Source organism: Cetobacterium sp. 2A, from assembly GCF_014250685.1.
Lineage (GTDB): Bacteria > Fusobacteriota > Fusobacteriia > Fusobacteriales > Fusobacteriaceae > Cetobacterium.
Genome location: NZ_JACFAJ010000006.1, coordinates 297,258 through 320,618 on the forward strand (window position 1 = coordinate 297,258; position 23,361 = coordinate 320,618).

Genomic DNA, 23,361 nt, shown 5'->3' on the forward strand with positions numbered 1-23,361 from the left:
ATGAAGCCATTCCAATCGGAATGGCTTTTTCAAACTTTATACAACTATCTTTTCTTTAGCATCTCCGTGATGTTCATGATGTTCTTCCTTCTTTGGTTCGTATTTATCATCTCTATTTTTTTCAAAGAAATAAACTAGAGGTGTCGCCAAGAAAATAGAAGAATACGTTCCTGCCAGTATTCCTATTAAAAGAGTTCCTATAAATGTTCTTAAACTATCTCCACCAAATACAAGTATTGCAACAACTGCAAGCAGAGTTGTTATTGATGTATTTAAAGATCTTATCATAACTTGATTCATACTCTTATCTAATAGTTCTCCGAAAGTTAAATCTGATTTTTTCTTTAAGCTTTCTCTTATTCTATCAAATACAACTATGGTATCGTTTATAGAATATCCTAATATTGTTAGAACAGCTGCTATAAATGGAGTGTTTACTTCATATCCTAACATTGAAATTCCTCCAACTGCTATAACTACATCATGAATAAGAGTTATTACAGCTGCTATAGCGAATTTAAATTCAAATCTCATAGTAATATATAAAGTTATTAATACTGCACCTATAACTAAAGAATACACTGCTGATGATTTTAATTCTTGTCCTATACTTGCTCCAACTTTTTCTGTTTTTTCTATTTTATAAGTTCCTAAACTTTCTAAGTCTTTTAAGAAGCTATTTTTTTGTTCTTCACTCATTTCTTGAGTTCTTATAATAATGTTATTATCTTCAGATATTTGAACTTTTCTACTTGTTGAGTTAAGTTGAGGAATATTTACAGATAATTTATCCAAAAATCCATTTACTTCTCCTAAAGGAAGAGCATTTTCAAATTTAACTTGAAATAAGTTTCCACCTGTAAAATCTATACCATAATTTAGCCCTTTTACAAACAGCATCCCAACAGATAGAAGTGCTACTGTCGCAGATAAAGCTACCCACTTCTTAGCGTGTTTAATTACATTTATATACATCCTATTACCCCCTAACCCCGAACAGTTCAGGTTTTTCTAATTTAAAGATTGTTACAAATAATTGTAAAAATGCTTTTGTAATTGTTATAGCTGTAAACATAGATGCGATAACCCCTATTGTTAGAGTTACTGCAAATCCTTTCACTGAACCTGTTCCAAAAACAAATAAAATTGTAGTGATAATAAGAGTAGTTACGTTTGAGTCAAATATTGATGCAAATCCTTTACTAAATCCAGCATCTATTGAACCTCTAACGCTATTTCCTAATCTTAATTCTTCCTTAATTCTTTCAAATATTATAACATTGGCATCTACTGCCATACCTGCAGAAAGAATCAATCCTGCAATACCTGGAAGAGTTAAAGTTGCATCTATAAAGTTTAAAGTTCCAAAAGTAATAAGACCAAAGCTAAGAAGTGCTAAGTCAGCAATAACTCCTGGCAATCTGTAAAATATAATCATGAATATTCCAATTAAAGCCATTGCAACTAACGCTGCTTTTTCACTCTGAGCAATTGATTCATCACCAAGAGATGCACCAACTGTTCTTGTTTCAATTATTTCAGCTTTTACAGGAAGTGCTCCAGCATTTAACAATGTTGATGTTGCTTTTGCTTCTTCTACTGTATAGTTTCCTGTTATTACTCCGTTTCCAGAAGGTATTTCACTATTTATAGATGGAGCAGTTTGAACAGTTCCATCAAGAGTTATAGCAAGTCTTTTACCTATGTTCTCTCTTGTTATTTTAGCAAAAGTCTGTGCTCCTTCACCTGTCATTTCAAACTGAATTTGAGGTCTTCCTAAATTATCATACGATACATCAGCCTTTTTTAAAGCTCCTCCAGTTAAAAGAGTTTCTCCTAAAGTTCCATCTTCGTTCATAATTTTAAATTCCATTAAAGCAGTTTTTCCAATCATATTTATAGCGTCTTCAGTATTACTAATTCCTGGTAACTCTATAATTACTCTGTCTGAACCAGCTCTTTGAACAACTGATTCTGCTACCCCTAGTCCGTTGATTCTTCTGTCTAAAACTTCAATTAACCTATTCATTGCTCCATCATCAAGTTTTATCCCCGCATCTGGTTTTGCCTCTAAAACAACATATACTCCACCTTTTAAATCCAATCCAAGTTTCGTCGGTTTAAAAAATGTCAGCCATCCAGCTCCAAAAAGTATAATAGCTATAAAAAATAGCTTGATTAGTAACTTTGACTTCATTGTCCCTCCCAAATCTTTCACTTTATTTTTTCATATCTAGAAAATTTTGTAAAATTATTGCTGCTGCAACCTTATCTACAACTTTTCTTTTTTCTTTAGCACCCTTTAAAGAAGATTCGTTTAACATTCTATCAGCTGCAACAGTTGATAATCTTTCATCAATTTCTATTATTTCTAATCCTTCTATTGCCTTATGTAACTTTTCTATAAATTCTCTTACTTTTTCTGCCTGTCTTTTTTCTGTTCCATCTAAACTTTTCGGAATACCAACAACCAGAGATTTAGTGTTTTCTTGAGCACATAATTCAGCTATTCTTTTTACTGCTTTTGTTTTTTTTCTATCAATAACTTCAAGGGGAGTAGCTAACATCCCCATTATATCTGAACGAGCTACTCCTATCCTTACATCTCCTACATCCAGTGCAAGATACTTTTTTAACATTAATTACCTCTTTTTCCCAACTTTAATTATAAGTTGTTTTTTAATATCTCTTTTACTGCTTTTAGAGCTTCCTCAACTTTTGCTCCATCTTTTCCACCAGCTTGTGCAAAATCAGGTCTTCCTCCACCATTTCCACCAGCTATTTTTGCAGCCTCTCTAACTAGATCTCCTGCTTTTACTTTTGAAATAATATCTTTAGTTACTCCAATTGCAAATATAGCTTTATCATTATCCGATCCTAGAGCTATTACTGCTGTTCCTAATTTATCCTTAGCTTTATCAACGATATCTCTTAAAGAATCAGCATCTTTATCTTTAAATCCTTTTATTAAAACTTTTATTCCATTTATTTCTTCAACATTTTCAAATAAAGAATTTGCTTCAAAAGTAGCAACTTTTGATTTTAATTGTTCTAACTCTTTAGATAAATCTCTCATTTCTTCTACTACTTTTTCTGCTCTTTCTTCTAGCTTAGCTGTATCAGTTTTTAAAGTTTTAGCAACTTTTTTCAGTTGTTTTTCGATTCCATTTATTGTTTCATAAGCTTTGAATCCAGTTTGTGCTTCTATTCTTCTTACTCCAGCTGCTACTCCCGCTTCTGAAACTATTTTAAATATTCCAATTCTAGAAATATTTTCTATATGAGTTCCTCCACAAAGTTCCATTGAGAAATCTCCGATTTCTACTACTCTTACAGAACTTCCGTATTTATCTCCGAATAGAGCTGTTGCTCCTTTTTCTTTAGCTGCATCCATAGACATATTTTCTACCATAACAGGAAGTGCTTCAGCAATTTTTTCATTTACTAGTCTTTCTACAGAATCTAATTCCATTTCTGTTAATCCTTCGTAATGATTGAAGTCAAATCTTAATCTATCTGCACCTACAGCTGAACCTGCTTGTTGAACATGAGCACCTAAAACATCCTTTAGAGCTTTATGAAGAAGATGTGTTGCAGTATGGTTTTTTCCAATTTCTGCTCTTCTTGTTGCATCAACTGATACATTCATTTCCATTCCTTCAACTAAATTAGCTTCTCCATTTTCAAGAATAACTGTATGTGTAAATATTTCCTTTTGCTTTTGAACATCTATTACTTTTCCAAAAACTCCTTCAGCCATTACAGTACCGTGGTCAGATTCTTGTCCTCCCGATTCAGCGTAGAAAGGTGTTCTATCAAATATCATAGCATATTTATCATCTTCTATATTTCTTACATGAAGAAGTTTTACTGTTTCATTTAGAGTTTCGTATCCATCAAATTGAGTTTTTCCATGCTTATCATAGAACTCCTCAATGAAACTATCCTGTCCTTTTTCCATAACAATTGATCTTGCTGATCTTGCTTTTTCTCTTTGTTCATTCATTTTAGTAACAAATTCTTCTTTTGAAGTTTCCATTCCATTCTCTTCACAAATCTCTTCTGTCAGCTCGTATGGGAATCCATAAGTATCATAAAGTTTAAATGTAACATCTCCAGAAAGTTTGCTCTCTCCTCTAGATTTTGCAGCAGTTATTTCATTATTAACTAACTGAATACCTTGATCTAGAGTATTTGAGAACTTCTCTTCTTCAATCTTAACAACTTTCTTTATATGTTCGATATTTTTCTTTAAATCTGGATAAGCTTCAGACATCATTTCAACAACTTTATCTACCATTTTATACATAAATAAATCTGTTGTTCCAAGAAGTCTTCCATGTCTTACTGCTCTTCTTAAAATTCTTCTAAGTACATACCCTCTACCTTCATTAGATGGTATAACTCCATCGTTTATTAAAAACGTTACTGCTCTTGCATGGTCTGTTATAACTTTTAAAGAGAAATCCTTCTCAGAGTTCGTACCATAAACTGTAGAAGTAAGTTCTCCAGCTTTTTCCACTAAAGGAAATAGTAAATCTGTTTCAAAGTTATTTGATTTTCCTTGAACCATAGCAGCTATCCTCTCAAGTCCAGCTCCTGTATCTATATTTTTCTTTGGAAGAGGTTGAAGAGATCCGTCCTCCATTCTATTCCATTCTGTAAATACTAGATTCCAAATTTCGATGAAACGATTGTCTGTTCCAGGATCTCCAAGTTTAGAATTTTCATCTCCACCATATGCTGGCCCTAAATCTACGTGTATCTCTGAAGATGGTCCACAAGAACCTGTAGGTCCCGCTGCCCACCAGTTTTCAGATTCTCCCATTCTAACTATTCTCTCTATTGGGAAGTTACATTTTTCAATCCAAAGTCTTTCAGCTTCATCATCTGTTTCAAATACTGATATCCAAAGTTTTTCTTTATCTAACTTTAAAACTTCAGTTATGAATTCCCAAGACCAAATGATAGCTTCTTCTCTAAAATAATCTCCAAAAGAGAAATTTCCTAACATTTCAAAGAATGTGTGGTGTCTTGCTGTTCTTCCAACATTTTCTAAATCATTTGTTCTTATACATTTCTGATAAGTTGTAACTCTTGGGTACGGTGCTTCCTTTTGTCCTAAGAAATATGGCTTAAACGGTACCATTCCAGCAACCGTAAGTAATAATGTAGGATCATCAGGGATAAGTGAGGCACTTTCAAAATGCTTATGTTTCTTCTCCTCAAAAAATTCAATAAATTTCCTTCTGATCTCATTTCCTGTAATCATAAAATTTTCCTCCGTAACTTTTAAATTATTTCTATATTTTTATCAATCTAGTTTAAAATTTTCTCCTAGATAAACTTTTTTAGCTAACTCATTATTTGCAATCTCTTCTGGAGTACCACTTATTAAAACCTCACCGTTAGCCATTATATAAGCTTTTTCAGTTATTTTAAGAGTTTCTCTAACAGAGTGATCTGTTATTAAAATCCCAAGCCCTCTTTCTTTTAAGTATCTTATTATCTGTTGAATATCTTCTACGGCAATTGGGTCAACTCCAGCAAATGGTTCATCTAGCAGTATAAAATCAGGGTCATTGGCGATAGTTCTTGCTATCTCAACTCTTCTTCTTTCTCCTCCAGAAAGCGAATATCCCATTGATTTCGCCACATGAGTCAGTTTAAACTCTTCCAACAAACTCTCCATTTTTTGAACTTGTTCCTCTTTAGATAATTTCTTCATCTCTAATATTGCCAATATATTTTCTTCAACAGTTAAGTTTCTAAAAATTGACGGTTCTTGAGCTAGATATCCAATTCCAAGATTTGCTCTCTTATACATCGGAAAATCAGTAATCTCTTCTTCGTTACAATAAACTGAACCACTTTCAGGTTTTACAATTCCAGTAATCATATAAAAAGTCGTTGTTTTTCCAGCACCATTTGGCCCCAACAATCCAACTATTTCTCCTTTTTTAACCTCTAAACTAACATTTTTTACTACCTGTCTTTTCTTGTAACTTTTACACAAATTTTGGGCTACTATACTTATCATCTAGTGTTAGTCTCCTTATTTCATCATTTTGTCTTATATTCTACAAAAACATTCCCTATGGCTTTTAACTTATTAGTCTTCATATTATAAATAGCTTTATCAGCTTCAACTGTCGACTCTTCATTTTCTGTAAATACTTTTCCTATAAGTTCTACTATACTATCTTTATTTTTTACAATGGCCTTATCTGAAGTTGTTCTTGTTATCTTTCCTTTGTTATCTTTATTTACAATAACAACATCTCCAATTAAATTAGCAACTTCTGTTTTTATATTTGCATCCATGACTCTTGAAGTTATATCAGTAACTCCATTTTCATTCTTAATTTTAATTCTAGTATCTTCTCTTCCAAATACTAAGTCTCTTGGAATATCCATTTCTAAATATTTAGAGTAAAGAGTCATATCTTCTTTTGTAATAACTGCATCATCTTTAATTTCGGCTCTTTGAGCTTTATAACCAGAACCTTCTTTTTTGAAATAAACTCTTGCAAGTTTTCCATCAAATTTTATTGGAACTCCATTTTGATACACAGTACCTTTAGCATTCCCAACAAAGTCCATCTTCATTTCTGTCATATTTCCAATACCTTTATTCGCACTAAAATTATCTCCATCTTTAGATTTTGCTCTAATATCATCAATATCTAAGTTTTCGTTAGCTAAATTTGCCATTCCTTTAGTTCCATTTATTATAAAAGTTCCATATTCGATTTGGAAAGGTTTTGGTGAGTTTGCAACTTCTGTTTTAAGTTTATAATCTAAAAGTTGTCCTGTTAAAACTGTTGTATCTTTAGTTATCTTAGCACTTCCCTGTAACTCTACTCTATCTTCGTTTACATAGTAGTTTATTATATCACTTTTTAAGGTATTATTCACATCTTTTCCATGGAAATTTTTAGCTGAAAATTTATTAGTTTTAATATTGTAAACACCATCAAACATATTTCCATCCATTGGATTTTCTTTACCCTTTATAGTAATTTCTCCCGGAATATAAATTTTCTCTTCTTTTAATTTATACTTACCATCAGTAGCAAAGAAATCAGCTTTTGAATTCTCTATTACTAAATTTCCTATAATGTTTGCATAATCTTCTTTCTTAAATTCACCCTTATCTCCAGTTACAAGTGTATTATCCTTTTTAGATAATATCGAAACATTTTTTTCTATATTTCCTACTTCGGTTTCTGTATTATATAAAAGATTTTCTCCCTTTAAAATATTATCTCCACTTTCGTACACAAATTCTCCCGGAGTTTTAAATTCGAAACTCTTTAAATTATATTCTGCTGAGTTTCCTTTAAAGAAGTCATTTTTCCCATTTTGTAAAAACTCGTAAGGTAGAGGTAAATATGCAAATCCATCTGTTCCTCTATAGTCAACCTCTTGACTTTTTAGGGTATATTTTGGAGTTTTAAAATATCCATTTCCTTTGATATAGTAATTTTTTAAATTTCTATTAAAATCAACTCTATCTCCCGATGCATATTGATTATCTATAAAGTCTTTTACGTACCCAGAAACAACATATCCAATTCCTGTTTCGTTATTTAAGAAAAATTCTTTTCCTTTACTCTCATATTTTGAACTTTTATAATAGTATCCATTAAGTAATGAAATTTCTTTTGTCTTTGTATTATAAATCATATCTTTTGATTTTATACTTTCATCCTTTTGAGTATATACAACGTCTTCTTTTCCTCCAAATAATTGAAGTATTCCCGACTCTCTATTGTATTTAACAAGTTGGGCAACAAGTTCTTGTCCCTCTTTAGATTTTCCAAAAATATTTCCTATCATATCTAATGTCTTGTTCTTAGTATCGTATATTCCGTTATCTGCTACAAATGAATAAACACCGTTTGTCCCTGAAACTTTCCCAGTAAACTCTATCGAATCTTGTGCACTCTTTCTAGAAATTTCCTTAACATCTATCTTATATCCATCAGCTAAAATATAAACATTTTCAGTTATTTTAAATGCACCTGTATTTTCATCAAACCAAAACTTTTCTCCAAATAATTTTATATTATTATAATCTAGGTTAAATGGTCCAAACGCCTCTAAAATTTTAGTTTCAATGTTATATTTTCCATTTGAGAACTGCCCTGAAAGAGTCCCCTTTTCCTCTCCTAGTTCTTTTCCTTCAATTGTTATATTTCCACTTAAGTTTACTTCTTTAGACTTGTCACTATAATTAGCTGAGTCTGATTTTAATATATAATTTCCACTTTTTAAAACTACTCCCTCAGTCACATCAACATATGACATTTTAGTATCAGTTTTAAAATTTTTACCTGAAATTTCTATATTTTTTTCTTTATTTATTGCCACTACTCCTGAATCTGATACAACTTGATCTAGCTCCTTTACATATTTAGCTGAATCTGTTTTAAATTCCCATCCATTCATACTTTTACCCAAGATATTAGTTTTAAGTACTAAGTTTTTAGCTGCATCTAATAAAACATTATCTCCAGATATAATCATATCTTTTACAAGAGCTTTTGCTGATTCAAATGTCGTCTCATCTGTCTTAACTATATCTTTTTGCTTTTGAGCCTCTATATGGTATCCTTCACTATCATAGATTACATCAGTCGTTTCTATAATTTGTTCTTTAGGTTTAATTTCTTTTTCATCACCAAAATAATTTAAGTATCCTAGAGCTAGAACTACTATAACCGCCCCAATATAAAGTAGCTTCTTCCTATTCATAACCCCTCCTATTTTAAAATCCGTTTCAGTTCATTTAGTTTCATCAGAGCGTCTAAAGGAGTCAACGTATTCAAATCCACCTCTCTTAGTAGACGTATAGCTACATCTTCTTCTTTAGCTCTTCCATTTTTAACTTCCACAATCTCATTAATTTCTGCTATAGGTTCCGATACTTCTCCAAAGAGCATTAACTGCTCTCCTTTCATTTTCTTTTCAACTATCATTTTTCTATTTTCTAAAATTTTTAGCATATCTTTAGCTCTTAATAAAATCTCTTTTGGTAGCCCTGCTAACCTCGCAACCTCTAATCCATAAGATTTGTCTGCTCCACCTTTTACAATTTCTCTTAAAAAAATAATTTCATTATCTGTTTCTTTTACTTCAATTCTAAAATTTTCAGAATTTTGAAGTTTTGATTCAAGTTGAGTTAGCTCATGATAATGAGTTGCAAAAATTGTTTTAGCTGAAATATTATCATGAATATATTCAGTTATTGATGTAGCAAGTGAAATCCCATCAAAAGTTGAAGTTCCTCTTCCAATCTCATCTAAAATTATAAAAGATCTTTTTGTAGCACTATTTACTATACTCGCAACTTCGCTCATTTCCAACATAAAAGTTGATTGTCCTGAAAATAAATCATCACTGGCACCTATTCTTGTGAAAACTCTATCTACCAATCCAATTTTTGCATAGTCTGCAGGCACGTAGCAACCAATATGAGCCATTACTATTATAAGAGCTACTTGTTTCATATATGTTGATTTTCCAGACATATTAGGACCAGTTAAAATGATAAGACTTTTATTTTCATTTAAAATAATATTATTTTTTACAAATTCACCATTGGGAATAAGTTTTTCAACTATCGGATGTCTTCCACCTATAATTTCTAAATCATAACTGTCAGATATACTAGGTTTAACATAGCCATTTTTTGTAGAAATATGAGCAAAATTAGTCATTACATCAAGATATGATAATTTATAAGCTAAATCTTGTAACTCATTACGATAACTTTTAATGTTTTCAGAAACTTCTTTAAATAGATGATACTCTAAAGATTCTATTCTTTCTTTAGCGTTTAAAACCTTTTCTTCATATTCTTTTAAATCAGCAACTATATATCTCTCTGCATTTGCTAAAGTTTGTCTTCTGATATAGTCATCAGGAACCATCGATACATTTGATTTAGTAATCTCTATAAAATATCCAAAAATTTTATTATATTTTATTTTTAAAGTTTTGATACCAGTTCTTTCTTTTTCCCTGTTTTCAATTTCTAAAATATAATCTTTTCCTGTTTTTGAAAGACCATGAAGTTCATCCAAGTCTTTATTATATCCAGATTTTATAACTCCACCCTCTCTTATAGAAAATGGTGGTTCATCAACTATTGTCTCCTCTATTACATTATATATTTCAACTAAAGACTCTAAATTTATATCAAATATTGGATTTCCTTCCAGTAACTTGTAAATTTCTAAAGCATTCTTTATAGATACTTTAAGTGCTACTAAATCCCTTCCATTTTCATTACCTAATACTAGTTTTCCAATGATTCTTTCAATATCATATACGTTCTTAAGATTTTCTCTTAGCTCTTCTCTTAATAAAACTTCATTTAGAAAAAACTCAATATCATTTTGACGATTTCCAATAGCTTCAAGGTCTAACAATGGATTTTTTAAAAACTTTTTAAGTAAACGACTTCCCATAGAACTTTTACAATGATCCAATACCCAAAGAAGAGTTCCAGCTATTCCATTTTCTTTATTTCCAGAGATAATATCTAAATTCTTTTGAGTAGTTAAATTTAATTCCATTACAGAATCACTGCTTGTATAAACTAATTTATTTACAGGAAGGTCTTTCCCCTTTTGCAGATCAACAACATAATTTAAAACCATACTTGAAACTTCTATTGCCAACTCTTTTTTATCAAGTGAAAAACTTTCTAAAGAAACTACATTGAAATAATTTTTTAAAAATAACTCACTATTTTTAACTTTAGGATACTGGTGAATATTAATTGAATTACTTTCAGAAAATTGAATTAGTTCATTTTTTATTATTTCATAACTTTCACTATCTAAAATTATCTCTTTTGGAGCTATCTTATTTATCTCCCCCAAAATTTTATAATTTATACTTTCTCCAGTTATTTCAAGAACTTTGAATTCTCCAGTAGTTATATCCATATAAGAAATTCCAGCAGTTTTATCCTTTATAACAAGTCCCATCAAATAGTTATTGCTCTTTTCATCTAAATATTCTGTATCAATAACAGTTCCAGGAGTTATTATTCTAACTACCTCTCTTTTCACTATTCCCTTTGCCTCTTTTGGATCTTCTACCTGCTCACAAATCGCAACTTTATATCCTTTGTTGACAAGTTTTGCTATATATGAAGCTGAAGAGTGGTAAGGTATCCCAGCTAAAGGTACTTCTTGTCCTTTTTCTTTATTTCTACTAGTCAAAGTAAGACCTAGTTCTTTTGATGCTATTACTGCATCCTCAAAAAACATCTCATAAAAATCTCCTAATCTAAAGAAAAGAACACTATCTTTATTTTGACTTTTTATTTCTTTATATTGTGTCATTAAAGGTGTATCTGCTGACAAAAAAATCCACTCCCTAAATATTTTCTTTTGCTTTTTCTAAAAGAGCAATCAACTCATCATAATTATCTATAGAATTTATAGCATTTTTTAAAGTTGTAGCGTGCTTTAATCCTTTTAAATACCAACAAAGATGTTTTCTTAATTCAAATTGAAATGGTTTTCCTGGGCTATCAATTTTAGCTAAAAGAACATGTTGCATAGCTAAATCTAATCTCTCCTTTGGAGAAACTACCGTTTTTATTTCTCCAAATTCTAACATTTCTCTCACTTCTCTAATTAACCAAGGATTTCCACAAACTCCACGCGCTAACATAACTCCATCTACTCCAGACAGATTTATTCTTTCAACAGCATCTTCAGCAGTAAAAATATCTCCATTTCCTATTACATCTATAGAAACAGCTTCCTTTACCTCTTTTATATATTGCCAGTCAGCTTTCCCACTATACATCTGTTCACGAGTTCTTCCATGAAGAGTTATATGAGTACATCCAGCTTCCTCTGCCATTTTTGCAATATTTATATGTTGCTTTACACCTTTATATCCTGTTCTTGTCTTTATAGAAAGAGCCGTTTCATCCTTTAGGGCTGATCTAACCTCAAATAGAATCTTTCTTATATGCTCTGGATCTTCTAAAAGTGCAGCTCCATATCCATTTTTTATTATTTTATTTACTGGACATCCAGCATTTATATCTATATGTTTAACTCCTAAACTTTCAATATATTTTGCACTATGAACCATTTTATCTATATCTCTTCCAAATATTTGAACAGCTTCTCCGTCTCTTATTCTCAGTATTTGATTTAAAGTTTTATCATTTTCCATTTCTAGAGCATTTACACTTACCATTTCAGTAAATATTAAATCTGGTTTATATTCATGTAAAATTCCTCTAAATGTATAGTCAGTAACTCCAGCCATAGGAGCTATAAATATTTTCATTCTTTCCTCCATATTTTTAACATATCTATCAAAAAATTTTACCACATTTACAAAGTTTTTTCAAATAAAATGGCCTAAGTTCTATTAAATCAAGAACTTAGGCCATTTTGTTTAGGATTTATTTTATTTATTAAATTTTGGTTGTGATTCATCTAATATCATAGTTAAGAAATCATCTAAACTCATTGATATCTGCTCTTGAGAACCAAATCTTCTAACATTTACTTCTCTATTTTCAACTTCATTTTTACCAATTATTATTTGAACTGGTACTTTATATTTTCCATTAGCTTCTCTAATTTTATATCCAATAGATTCAGCTCTGCTATCAAGTTCAACTCTTATTCCGTTATCTTTTAGAATAGACATAACCTCTTTAGCATATGGAACAACATCATCATTTATTGTAAGAAGCTTAACCTGAGTTGGTGCTAACCAAGTTGGGAATGCTCCTGCATAGTGTTCAATTAAGATTCCCATAAATCTCTCAAGAGAACCATAAACAACTCTATGAATCATAACAGGTCTATGCTTTTCTCCATCTTCTCCTATATAACTCATATCGAATCTTTCTGGTAAGTTAAAGTCTAATTGGATAGTTCCACACTGCCAAGTTCTTCCAATCGCATCTTTTATTTTAAAGTCAAGTTTAGGACCATAGAATGCTCCATCTCCCGGATTTAATTTATAATCCATACCTATATTTTTAAGAGCTCCTTCTAAAGCTGCTTCAGCCTTCTCCCAAATTTCTGGAGCACCGATAGCTTTTTCAGGTTTAGTTGAAAGTTCAATATGGTATTCAAATCCAAATAGTCCTCTGTAGAACTTATCTATTAAGTTTATAACTCCGATTATTTCTGATTCAATTTGATCTGGAGTCATAAATATATGAGCATCATCTTGAGTAAAGTTTCTAACTCTCATAAGTCCATGTAAGGCTCCTGAGAATTCATGTCTGTGAACTATTCCTAATTCTCCAGCTCTTATTGGTAAATCTTTATATGAGTGAAGTCCATTTTTGTAAACTAAAACTCCTCCTGGACAGTTCATAGGTTTTACAGCAAATTCTACATTATCAATTTCTGAAGTGTACATATTTTCTCTGTAGTTCATCCAATGTCCTGAAGTTTCCCAAAGCTCTTTATTTAGCATGATTGGAGTACTTATCATTTCGTATCCAGCTCTCTCATGTTCTTTTCTCCATAAATCAGTTAGAACATTTCTCATATTCATTCCTTTTGGTAAGAAGAATGGGAATCCTGGTCCAAAATCACTTGTAAAGAATAGTTCTAATTCTTTTCCTAATCTTCTATGATCTCTTTTTTCTGCCTCTTCTAAGAATTTCAGATGAGCTTTTAGTTTAGTTTCATCTGAAAAAGCAAATCCATAAATTCTTTGAAGCATTTTATTGTTTGAGTCTCCTCTCCAATATGCTCCAGCTACTGATTTTAATTTAAAAGCTTTTAAATATGATGTTGAAGGTACATGAGGTCCTCTGCATAAGTCCATGAAGTTTCCTTGCTTATAGAAACTTAACATTTCTCCTTCAGGAATAGATTCTATTATCTCAACTTTATAATTTTCTCCAAGATTTCTAAAATGCTCAATAGCAGCTTCTCTACTCATTATTTCTTTATCTATTTTTATATTTTCTTTAACAATTTTTTTCATTTCAGCTTCTATTTTATCTAAATCTTCATCAGTAAATTGAAGATTAGGATCAAAGTCATAATAGAATCCATTTTCAATAGCTGGACCTATAGCAACTTTTGTTCCTGGGAATAATCTAGTTACAGCTTGCGCCATAAGGTGAGCTGTTGAGTGTCTTATTATCTCTTCTCCCTCTTCTGAATCAGCAGTAATCAGTTCAACTTTTGCATCTCTATCAAGCTTGTAACTCATATCAACAAGCTCTCCATCAACTTTTGCTCCTAACGCCTTTTTAGCTAAAGAGTTGCTTATACTTTTCGCTATTTCAAACATATTTACAGAGTTTTCAAACTCTTTTATATCTCCACTTGGTAATATTACTTTCATCTTTTCACCTCTAAATTTTATCATTATTTTTTATTCAATCTCGTCAATACTAATTCCATCAAATAGATATGTATTTGGAGAGACGTTATTACTTGTATCTGATTTTGCACCAAGACCAAAAATTGGAGTTTCTGGGAAAGTAAGAAGTTTAAATTGAAGTGCAACTTGCCATTCATGACCTCTTGTTCCATAGTCATATTCTCTTACATATGCTATAGCCCATTCATAGTATCCAAATTCTTTCCCTATTTCAACACCTACACCATCTAGCGTTTTCTTTCCGTAATCTGTAGTATCAGTATTTTGTACTCCATTTAATCCATCTAAGAATTTAACGTAAGTTTTTACTCTCCAACCTTCACTTGGTTTTCCTATTTTAGCATGTAAACTAACTTCATGTTCTTTTTCAGAATCTTGCCAAATATCTCCACCATTCCAGAAAGATTTTTGATTATATATATATCCAATTCCATATCTGTTATATGAATAGAATAATCTTCCTTCAACTTCTTCTAACGATTTCCAATAATCTCCAGTCATATCATATCTTTTCTCATTTTTTTGAAGCATTATAGATGTTGATAGACTTTGCTTATAATCTCCAAAATATATTCTATCATCCATGATGCTATTCAAATTAAATCTTGTAGATTCTCTATCATTGGCTCTATCTTTTAGTATATTTCTAACTCTATCCAACTCCACTTGTGAGAGCTCATTAGGAGATTTTTTATACTCAGACGCTGCGTATCCAACCAATTCTTGATCTGTGAATCTTTTATCTCTGTAATCATATCTCAAATATAGTACATCCGAATTCCAACGTTCAACATCTGGATTTTCATCTGTACGTTTATACTCCTCGTAGCTGGCCTTATAGAAATGCTCTACATCTCCGCCATCTAAATACGATACTGAGTATATTTTATTTTTAAGATTTATTTCAGATTTATCTTCGGTAATATTATATCTCTTATCACTACCTTCAGTATATTCTAAATTAAGTTTATTTTCTCCAAAATTCTTAATATATCCATAAATATCTTCATTGATTTTCTCTCTCGAGTTGTCAGTTGAATAATTATAGTCATTGTTATAAGGTAAAATATCAAAAATATTAGATTTTATTTGCTGATTTCTATAGTAAAAATTATTTGTATTGTATGTATAATTTACACCATAATTTCTAAATGTCAAATCATTATAATTTTCTCTATTTGTATTTTCATCTGTATATCTTTTATTTTCTTTGTAATCTAAGCTTAAGATATTCTCTTCGTCAATTTTAAAATCAATTTTATGTTCTATAATTTCTCCAGATTTTTCATCATCGTAAGCTCTTTTTAACTCTGTATAATTTACATTATAAATAGTCTCTGTATTTCCAAAATCAAAAGTAACAGTATCAAAAAATTCATTTTTATTTTCTTTGTGATATAGTCTAATTGTTTCCGTCATATTCCCTTCATCTGAAGAGCTATAATCGTAATTTTGATTAAAATATTTAAATTTATTTGTAACGCCTATATCTGCAAATCTATTTCTATTCCAAGTATTATCATATAGAGGAACCTCGTATGTAACGCCGATTTGGCTTCTAGTTGAAGAATCTCCTGTTGAAACTTTTTTACCATTATCTCCATATTTAAAATCTGTATCTGAATATGTGTATCCTTTACTATATTCATCAAATCTCAAATTTCCCTCTACTGCTAAAGTTCCTAAAACTCCCATTCTAAATCTATCTTGGGCTAAACCTATTTCATAGAAACTTGAATCATTTATATATTTTTTATAAGCATCATTGTTACTGTCATCGTCACTGTTAGGATAATTATAAATTCCTTTTCTATCCCAAATTTCTTCATGAGTTTGTCCACCAGCTAATGTAAGTCTGGTATAATTTTTTCTAAATTCTACGAATCCTCTTTGTTCATCGTATTTATTATATATAATATTTTCATATCTATTAAACTGTTTATCTCTTTCATTATTAAAAATTACATCTTCTCTAAAAGGATCATTTTCTAAATCTAATTTTTGTTCTATAAATTTGTAATCAAATCCAACTTTATATTTTGAATCTCCAATAAAATCATACTCTCCAGCTACTAAACTTAAGTCTCTGTTATCATATATAGAGTACTGTGATACAGTCCACGGTGTATAATTTAGTGGAATTCCTGAAATAGTTTGTTCTGATAAATTTTTTAAATTAGGATCTCTTTCCCAAGAATTTAACTTTCTATATTTATCTCCAGATTTATCATCATATTTTATAGAGTAAGTATATTTTTTATCTACAAAATTAAATCCAAATGCCTCAGATTTTGATTCTAAATCTTCTGGCGTTGAACCAGGATCCATATCGTATAAATATTTATAATATCCATTTGCTAAATATCTATCATTCTCTTGTTTTAAAGATACATCGGCAAACAAATCAAAATCTACTGCTGAACCATAACCCAGGTCATCTAATTGATCAGCTATTAAAACTCCATAAGCTTTTTTATCAGATATTAATTTAGTTTTAGCCTCAATTGTAATATCCTTACTTTCACCAAGACCTGTAAGTTTAGTATCTAAAGAATAAAATCCTATGCTATCTCCAAGTTCTGGAATAGGATCATCAGAATCATTATTATTTTTATAGAATTTCCAGTTACTTTCATTTAATAGTCCTATTCTACTATAATCTTCTATAGCATCTTTTAAAGATGGAATCATATTATATGTAGCATTTCTATAATTAAAGTTTAGCTTTCCATACTCTCCATCATAATTATGAGAATACTCTCCATCCCATCTATCAAAACTTCTGATTACATCGCTTGAATCAGCTTTTTTTTGAACTAACCAATCTGTAATATTAAGTCTTGATTCTCCATATTTTTCAGTTTTATACCATGTTTCACTTTTCCCAACTAGAAGTCCCATTCTATCGGCAAACTTTGGAGCAAATCCTCCCTTTAGTTTACTATCTCTATCACCATAAAGAGCTCCCCAACTTGTGTACCATCCGTAGTCGTCATCACTTCCCCACATTGGAAATAGTGGAACTGTTGATCCTTGTCTTATATTAAATCTATACCAAGGTAATTTGAAAGGAATAATATCACTTTCCCCTATGAATAAATCTGAATTGTGAAATGTCACTTGTTTATCAGGTTCAATTGTTATCAAATCTGAAGCTAAATGGTATCCTGTTTCAAATGGATTAGCATTAGCTATTATTGCTGGATCTGTTGTAAACCAAGCATTTCTAATAAATACTTTACCATTCAAATATTCTGATTTTTCTCCACCAAAATACAATCTGTCATTCGGTTTTTCGGCTCCAGTTACTTGACCTACTTCTAAATATCCAAAACTTTTTCCAAAACTTCCTTCTGTTCCATCTAAATTAAATTCTCCATCTCTGGCATCTATTTTAAGTTTTCCCGTTGGTTCATCAGCTTCCATAAAAAAAGGTCCTGTCAAATATGCTCTATTTGCAACTCTATCTCTCCTGGCATTGAAGGCTTTCATTTTTAAAGTTCCATATTTTAAATTAACTCCATCTTTAGAAATTAATGTATCATTATTTAAGTCTATCTCAACTTCATTATCATCGTATGCGCTAACAGGAGTACTATCATCAACTTGAATATCAGTGGCATTTTTTCCTGCCTCCGCTATTGAGTTAAATGTATTTTTTAGCTCTGTCCTTTGACTATTCTCATTAGCCTTTGCTCCCAGCCCTAAGAGTATAAAAGAAGCTACTAAATAGTATCTTTTTTTCATCGAAACTCCTCCCCAAGATTTTCTACACTTTTATCAATTATAACATAAAATAAAAAAGGTTGCCAATAGCAACCCTTTTTATTTTAATTAGAATGACATTAATTTTTCTACTAATTCTGCTTTCTGTCTTAGACCAACTAATTGCTCTACTTTTTTTCCATCTTTAAAGATTATCATAGTAGGGATACTTCTAATTCCGTACTCTACTGCTAAATCTCCACTATCATCTACATTTACTTTTGCTATTTTTACAACTTCTCCCATTTCAACTGCAAGCTCTTCTAATATTGGAGCTAACATCTTACAAGGACCACACCAGTCAGCCCAAAAGTCAACTAATATTAATCCTTTTGAAGCTATAACCTCTTTTTGAAAGTTTGAAGTATCTAAACTCATTATTTTACTCATTATATATTCCTCCTTGTATGGACAAATTAAAATAATTTCCTATTGTATCTTACTTTAACATAAGGAAATATCCTTTGTCAAATATAAGTATTTTTTAATTTTTCTTGATTTTCTTTTTCTCTTTCAGCTTGAGTCTTATTTACATAAAATGGTTCCAATGTGAATAAATTGTCCTCTTTATTTAAGCTCAACTCAGCTAGTATTGAGGATCTTGGGATATTATTTGATTTTAAATTAAAAATAGCTTTTTCTCCCATAAGTTCAGTTATTAAAGTTTTATTAGCTTCTGCTCCGTCACCTAAAAATAAGATCTCTTCAGAGCTATCTTTTACTATATCTCTAATTTCTCCATCTAAATATTCCGACTCTCTAACTAAATTAGAATCAAAATATCTATAGATTGCATAAAATACTCTTTCTTTCCTCGCGTCTAACATGGCTATAATTTTCCCAGTTCTTTTACCTGCCAGCTCTGCTAAAATATCTAGTTCATTAATTCCAACTATTGGTTTTTCTAGAGAATAAGCAAGTCCTTTTGCAACAGCAACACCTATTCTTATCCCAGTAAACGATCCAGGTCCTGAGCTAACAGCAATTTTATCAATATCTTTTATTTCTTTTTTAGAAAGTTTAAAAAGAGTATCAATTACAACCATAATAGTATCTGAATGATTTTGCTTTACATTTAAATTTATTTCTCCTATTACTCCTTCAGTAGAATCATATAAAGCTACTGTTCCTATTTTAGTTGAGGTATCAATTGCTAAAACCAACATACTCTAACATCTCCCTTTCTTTCTCAGCATTTCCAATATAACTCAATGAAACTTTTCTAGTTTCATCTCCATCATATTGAAACTCTATTTTTATAAATTCTTTAGGCAATTCAGTCTCTATAATATTAGCCCATTCTATTAAACAAACTCCATCGTTATTTATATAATCTTCATATCCAATTTCATATATCTCGTCACCACTTGATAATCTATAAACATCAAAATGATAAAGAGGATATTTTCCAGTTAGATATTCAAGTACATAGTTAAACGTAGGACTTTTTAAAATCTCATCTATTCCGAAAGCTTTTGCAAATTTTTTAACAAAAGTTGTTTTTCCTGTTCCCAAATCTCCAATTAATGCAATCACACTGTTTTTTTCTACATAAGATGCCATTTTTTCAGCGAGTATATCCAACTGATTAAAAGTTAAAATTTTTTCCATGTCATTACTTCCTATCCTTGAATTTTCTTAACTATATTTGTTGTTGACTTTCCGTGAACAAATCCCAAAATTCTAACTTCTCCACCATTCTTTTCAACAATTTTAGTTTCCGGTAAATCTTCTTTTTTATAATCTCCACCCTTCACATGAATTGAAGGTTTAAGATCATCTATTATTTCCATAGGAGTATCCTCTTCAAATATAACTGTATAATCTACAGCTTTTAATCCACAAAGCATCTCTGATCTATCGATTTCATTATTGATTGGTCTACTCTCTCCTTTTAATCTTTTTACAGAACTATCTGAATTTACTCCAACAATTAAAATATCCCCTTGTCTTTTCGCTTCATTTAAATAAGTTAAATGACCCACATGAAGTATATCAAAACATCCATTTGTAAATACTACTTTTTTTCCCTGTTCTTTTAGTTCCTCTATAACTTTTGTTGCCAATTGTCTGCTTAAAATCATTTTTTCCCTCCAAAATTATTCTAACATCTTTAAGGTTTCAAATATCAAATCTGCTGTTATCCCCCATATTATATCATTTTTATAAGAATAGATATATACTTTTCTGGGTGGACTTTTCCAAGATTTATGATATTTTTCTGGAAGGTTCAATGCCTCGGCAGGAAACTCATAAACTTTTCCATCTTTTTCATAATATGGATGTGTCTCTGTTGTTAACATTTCAATTCTTGGTTTTTGATTCAACGCTTCTTCAAGTGGAAAATATATTACCCTTTCTACTTCATCATCTTGAACTTTAAACTCATTTTTAGATTTTAAATCTATCATTCCAACATAAGATTCTACAATTATTCCTGTAGGTACTATTAAAGTCCCTAATTTCCCAACCACTTTTATTCTTTCTCTAGAAATTCCCATCTCTTCTTCAACTTCTCTTAAACTAGTTTCCAAATATGATTTGTCACTTTCATCATAACGTCCACCAGGAAATGAAATTTCTCCACCTTGAGTAATATTCTTAGCTCTTTTTTGCAAAACAAAATAATCTTTACCATTTAATTCTGCAATCAAAACCATAACTCCAGCGCTTTTATATTTCTCTCTTGATATTATATTATCTTTATTTAATAATTTCTCTTTCAATTTATAAAAATCCATTACACCCTCTTTGGTTCTATTTTCCAAATATCTTTTGAATATTCTAAAATTGTTCTATCTGATGAAAATTTACCACTATTTGCTATATTTATCCAAGCTTTTTTTGCCCAATTTAACTGATTTAGATAATCTCTATTTTGAACTTCTCTTATTTTTCTAAACTCTTCAAAATCTTTTAAAATAAAATACTGATCAGAGGTATGCCAGTAAGTTCCATAAAGAATTGAATTATAAAGTTCACTAAACATCCCTGTTCCGCCATCTGAGAGCGTTCCATCAATTAAAGAATCCAATGCTTTTTTCAATCCTGGAGTATTCTCATAATAATACTTTGGATCATACCCATTTTTTTTAAGATTGTCTATCTCTTCAACTCTTAATCCAAAGATATAAGCATTTTCTTCTCCAGCCTCTTTAATTATCTCTACATTTGCACCATCATAAGTTCCTAAAGTTAAAGCTCCGTTCATCATAAATTTCATATTTCCTGTTCCTGATGCCTCTTTTCCTGCTGTGGATATCTGAACTGAAACATCGGTAGCCGGATAAATTTTTTCTCCAACAGATACTTTAAAATCTTCGATAAATACAACTTTTATTTTATCATTTACATCTCCATCATTATTTACAAGTCTTGCTACCTCATTTATAAGTTTTATAATTCCTTTAGCTCTAAAATATCCAGGAGCTGCTTTTCCTGCAAAAATGAATGTCGTAGGATAAAAATCTCCACACTTCCCATCTTTCATTCTGTAATAAAGGTCTAAAATATGTAAAACATTCATAACCTGTCTTTTATATTCATGTATTCTTTTTACATGTACATCAAAAATTGAATTTGGATTTATCTCAATCCCTTGTGTTTCCTCAATAAAATCTGCTAACTCTTGTTTTTTCTCTCTTTTTATAGATAAAAATCTATTCAATACATCTAAGTCATTTTGAAAATGCTCCAATTTTTTTAATTCATCACAATGAACTATCCATTTATTTCCTATTAAATTATTTATAAGTTTAGTCAGTGGTTTATTGGAAACAGCCACCCATCTTCTTTGAGTTATTCCGTTAGTTTTATTTTGAATTTTACTTGGAAAAATTTCTTGCCAATCTTTTAATTCCTTATATTTTAAAATCTCTGTATGCAGTTCTGCAACTCCATTTACAGCATGACATACACAGATTGCTATCCAAGCCATATTTACAAGATCATTTTGAATAATCATCATTCTATTTTGTTTTTCCACATCATCTGGATATAATTTCGCAAGTTCTTCTTTCCATTTTTTATCCATCTCAATCATTATTTCAGCAACTCTTGGGGTCAATTCTTTATAAAAGTTTATCCACCATTTCTCTAATGCTTCCGCTAATATAGTATGATTTGTATAGGCAAATACTTTACTACATATATTAAAAGCTTTTTTCCAGCTCAACGATTCTTCATCCATAAGAATTCTCATAAGTTCTGGAATAGCTACAACTGGATGAGTATCATTTAGTTGTATTGTTACAAAATCTGGAAATTTATCAAAATTACTACTAATATTCTTCTTGTATTTTCTTACTATATCTTGAAGAGAGGCTGATACAAAGAAATATTGTTGTCTCAATCTTAATTTTTTTCCTTCAGTTGTTGAATCATTGGGATAAAGTATTCTCGATATATCTTTAACTCTATTTCTAACTCTTACAGACTCATCATATTTTTGATCATTGAAAGCCTGAATATCCAAATCCTCTATCGGATGAGCTTCCCAAAGACGTAAAGTATTTATATTATCAGTTCCATAACCTATTATTGGCGTATCATAAGGAATAGCTTTTACATCCATATCTTGAAAATGAACTATAACTTGATCTGAATATCTTGGTATTGACCAAGCTGCTTGAAATTTTATCCAGTTTATAGGGTGTTCTACTTGAAATCCGTCATCTATACTTTGTTTGAATATTCCGTTTCTATATCTAATACCATATCCATGTCCAGGTAAATTTAAAGTTGCCAAAGAATCTAAAAAACAAGCAGCAAGTCTACCTAAACCACCATTTCCTAATCCCCCGTCTTCTTCGATGCTCTCAACCAAATTGTAATCTAGCCCAATATCTTTAAATAATTCTTCGACTTCATTAAAAAGACCTAAATTTACAAGATTACTTCCAAGAGATCTCCCCATCAAAAATTCTGCCGAAAAGTAATACATATTTTTTCCCTTTTCATACATTTCATTACTTCTAGTCCAGTTTTCTGAAAAATATTCTAAAACTGTTTTTGATGCAGCTTGATATATTTCAAAGTTATCTGCTTCATTTAATCTTTTAGCAAAATCAACTTTCAAATTTTTTAATATTCCTCCTATCATCTTTTCTCTCATCATAATCATAAGACTCCCCCTTTATTTTTGTATAAAAGGTTTATATAAAAAAAAGCTAGAGTTTCCTCTAGCTTTTG

At 30.4% G+C, this 23,361-nt stretch carries 16 protein-coding genes; all 16 read right to left on the reverse strand.

Features of this window, described 5'->3' with window-relative positions:
* Positions 1–36: 36 nt before the first annotated feature.
* Complete coding sequence (secF, locus tag H3N56_RS05220; protein WP_185880206.1) at positions 37–975, reverse strand: protein translocase subunit SecF; 939 nt, start codon at positions 973–975, stop codon at positions 37–39.
* Positions 976–979: 4 nt separating this feature from the next.
* Positions 980–2,197: a protein translocase subunit SecD gene (gene secD, locus H3N56_RS05225; protein WP_185880207.1), complete on the reverse strand. Its 1,218-nt coding sequence runs from the start codon at positions 2,195–2,197 to the stop codon at positions 980–982.
* 22 nt (positions 2,198–2,219) lie between these two features.
* Positions 2,220–2,639: a Holliday junction resolvase RuvX gene (ruvX, locus tag H3N56_RS05230; RefSeq protein ID WP_185880208.1), complete on the reverse strand. Its 420-nt coding sequence runs from the start codon at positions 2,637–2,639 to the stop codon at positions 2,220–2,222.
* 26 nt (positions 2,640–2,665) lie between these two features.
* The gene (gene alaS, locus H3N56_RS05235; protein WP_185880209.1) at positions 2,666–5,272 is read right to left on the reverse strand and encodes an alanine--tRNA ligase; all 2,607 of its coding nucleotides are present in this window, start codon (positions 5,270–5,272) and stop codon (positions 2,666–2,668) included.
* Between the two features lie 42 nt (positions 5,273–5,314).
* Positions 5,315–6,040: an LPS export ABC transporter ATP-binding protein gene (lptB, locus tag H3N56_RS05240; RefSeq protein ID WP_185880210.1), complete on the reverse strand. Its 726-nt coding sequence runs from the start codon at positions 6,038–6,040 to the stop codon at positions 5,315–5,317.
* A gap of 23 nt (positions 6,041–6,063) precedes the next feature.
* A complete protein-coding gene (locus tag H3N56_RS05245) occupies positions 6,064–8,760 on the reverse strand; it encodes an LptA/OstA family protein (protein WP_185880211.1) in 2,697 nt (898 codons plus the stop codon).
* Positions 8,761–8,768: 8 nt separating this feature from the next.
* Complete coding sequence (gene mutS, locus H3N56_RS05250; RefSeq protein WP_185880212.1) at positions 8,769–11,384, reverse strand: DNA mismatch repair protein MutS; 2,616 nt, start codon at positions 11,382–11,384, stop codon at positions 8,769–8,771.
* A gap of 13 nt (positions 11,385–11,397) precedes the next feature.
* The gene (gene dusB, locus H3N56_RS05255) at positions 11,398–12,330 is read right to left on the reverse strand and encodes a tRNA dihydrouridine synthase DusB (RefSeq protein ID WP_255492157.1); all 933 of its coding nucleotides are present in this window, start codon (positions 12,328–12,330) and stop codon (positions 11,398–11,400) included.
* 123 nt (positions 12,331–12,453) lie between these two features.
* Positions 12,454–14,367: a threonine--tRNA ligase gene (thrS, locus tag H3N56_RS05260; protein ID WP_185880213.1), complete on the reverse strand. Its 1,914-nt coding sequence runs from the start codon at positions 14,365–14,367 to the stop codon at positions 12,454–12,456.
* A gap of 30 nt (positions 14,368–14,397) precedes the next feature.
* On the reverse strand, positions 14,398–18,153 hold the full coding sequence (locus H3N56_RS05265) for a hypothetical protein (RefSeq protein WP_185880214.1): 3,756 nt from the start codon (positions 18,151–18,153) through the stop codon (positions 14,398–14,400).
* 87 nt (positions 18,154–18,240) lie between these two features.
* Positions 18,241–18,561, reverse strand: a complete 321-nt coding sequence (gene trxA, locus H3N56_RS05270; RefSeq protein ID WP_185880215.1) for a thioredoxin — start codon at positions 18,559–18,561, stop codon at positions 18,241–18,243.
* Between the two features lie 77 nt (positions 18,562–18,638).
* Positions 18,639–19,337, reverse strand: a complete 699-nt coding sequence (gene tsaB, locus H3N56_RS05275; RefSeq protein ID WP_185880216.1) for a tRNA (adenosine(37)-N6)-threonylcarbamoyltransferase complex dimerization subunit type 1 TsaB — start codon at positions 19,335–19,337, stop codon at positions 18,639–18,641.
* Positions 19,318–19,782: a tRNA (adenosine(37)-N6)-threonylcarbamoyltransferase complex ATPase subunit type 1 TsaE gene (gene tsaE, locus H3N56_RS05280; protein WP_185880217.1), complete on the reverse strand. Its 465-nt coding sequence runs from the start codon at positions 19,780–19,782 to the stop codon at positions 19,318–19,320. The genes tsaB and tsaE overlap by 20 nt, the downstream gene beginning before the upstream one ends.
* Positions 19,783–19,793: 11 nt before the next feature.
* Positions 19,794–20,255: a D-glycero-beta-D-manno-heptose 1-phosphate adenylyltransferase gene (gene rfaE2, locus H3N56_RS05285; protein ID WP_185880218.1), complete on the reverse strand. Its 462-nt coding sequence runs from the start codon at positions 20,253–20,255 to the stop codon at positions 19,794–19,796.
* 15 nt (positions 20,256–20,270) lie between these two features.
* Positions 20,271–20,912: a CoA pyrophosphatase gene (locus H3N56_RS05290; protein WP_185880219.1), complete on the reverse strand. Its 642-nt coding sequence runs from the start codon at positions 20,910–20,912 to the stop codon at positions 20,271–20,273.
* Positions 20,912–23,293 carry a glycogen/starch/alpha-glucan phosphorylase gene (locus tag H3N56_RS05295; RefSeq protein ID WP_185880220.1) on the reverse strand — a complete coding sequence of 794 codons (2,382 nt, stop codon included), beginning with the start codon at positions 23,291–23,293 and terminating at the stop codon, positions 20,912–20,914. Before H3N56_RS05295 ends, H3N56_RS05290 begins: the two co-directional genes overlap by 1 nt.
* Positions 23,294–23,361: the final 68 nt, after the last annotated feature.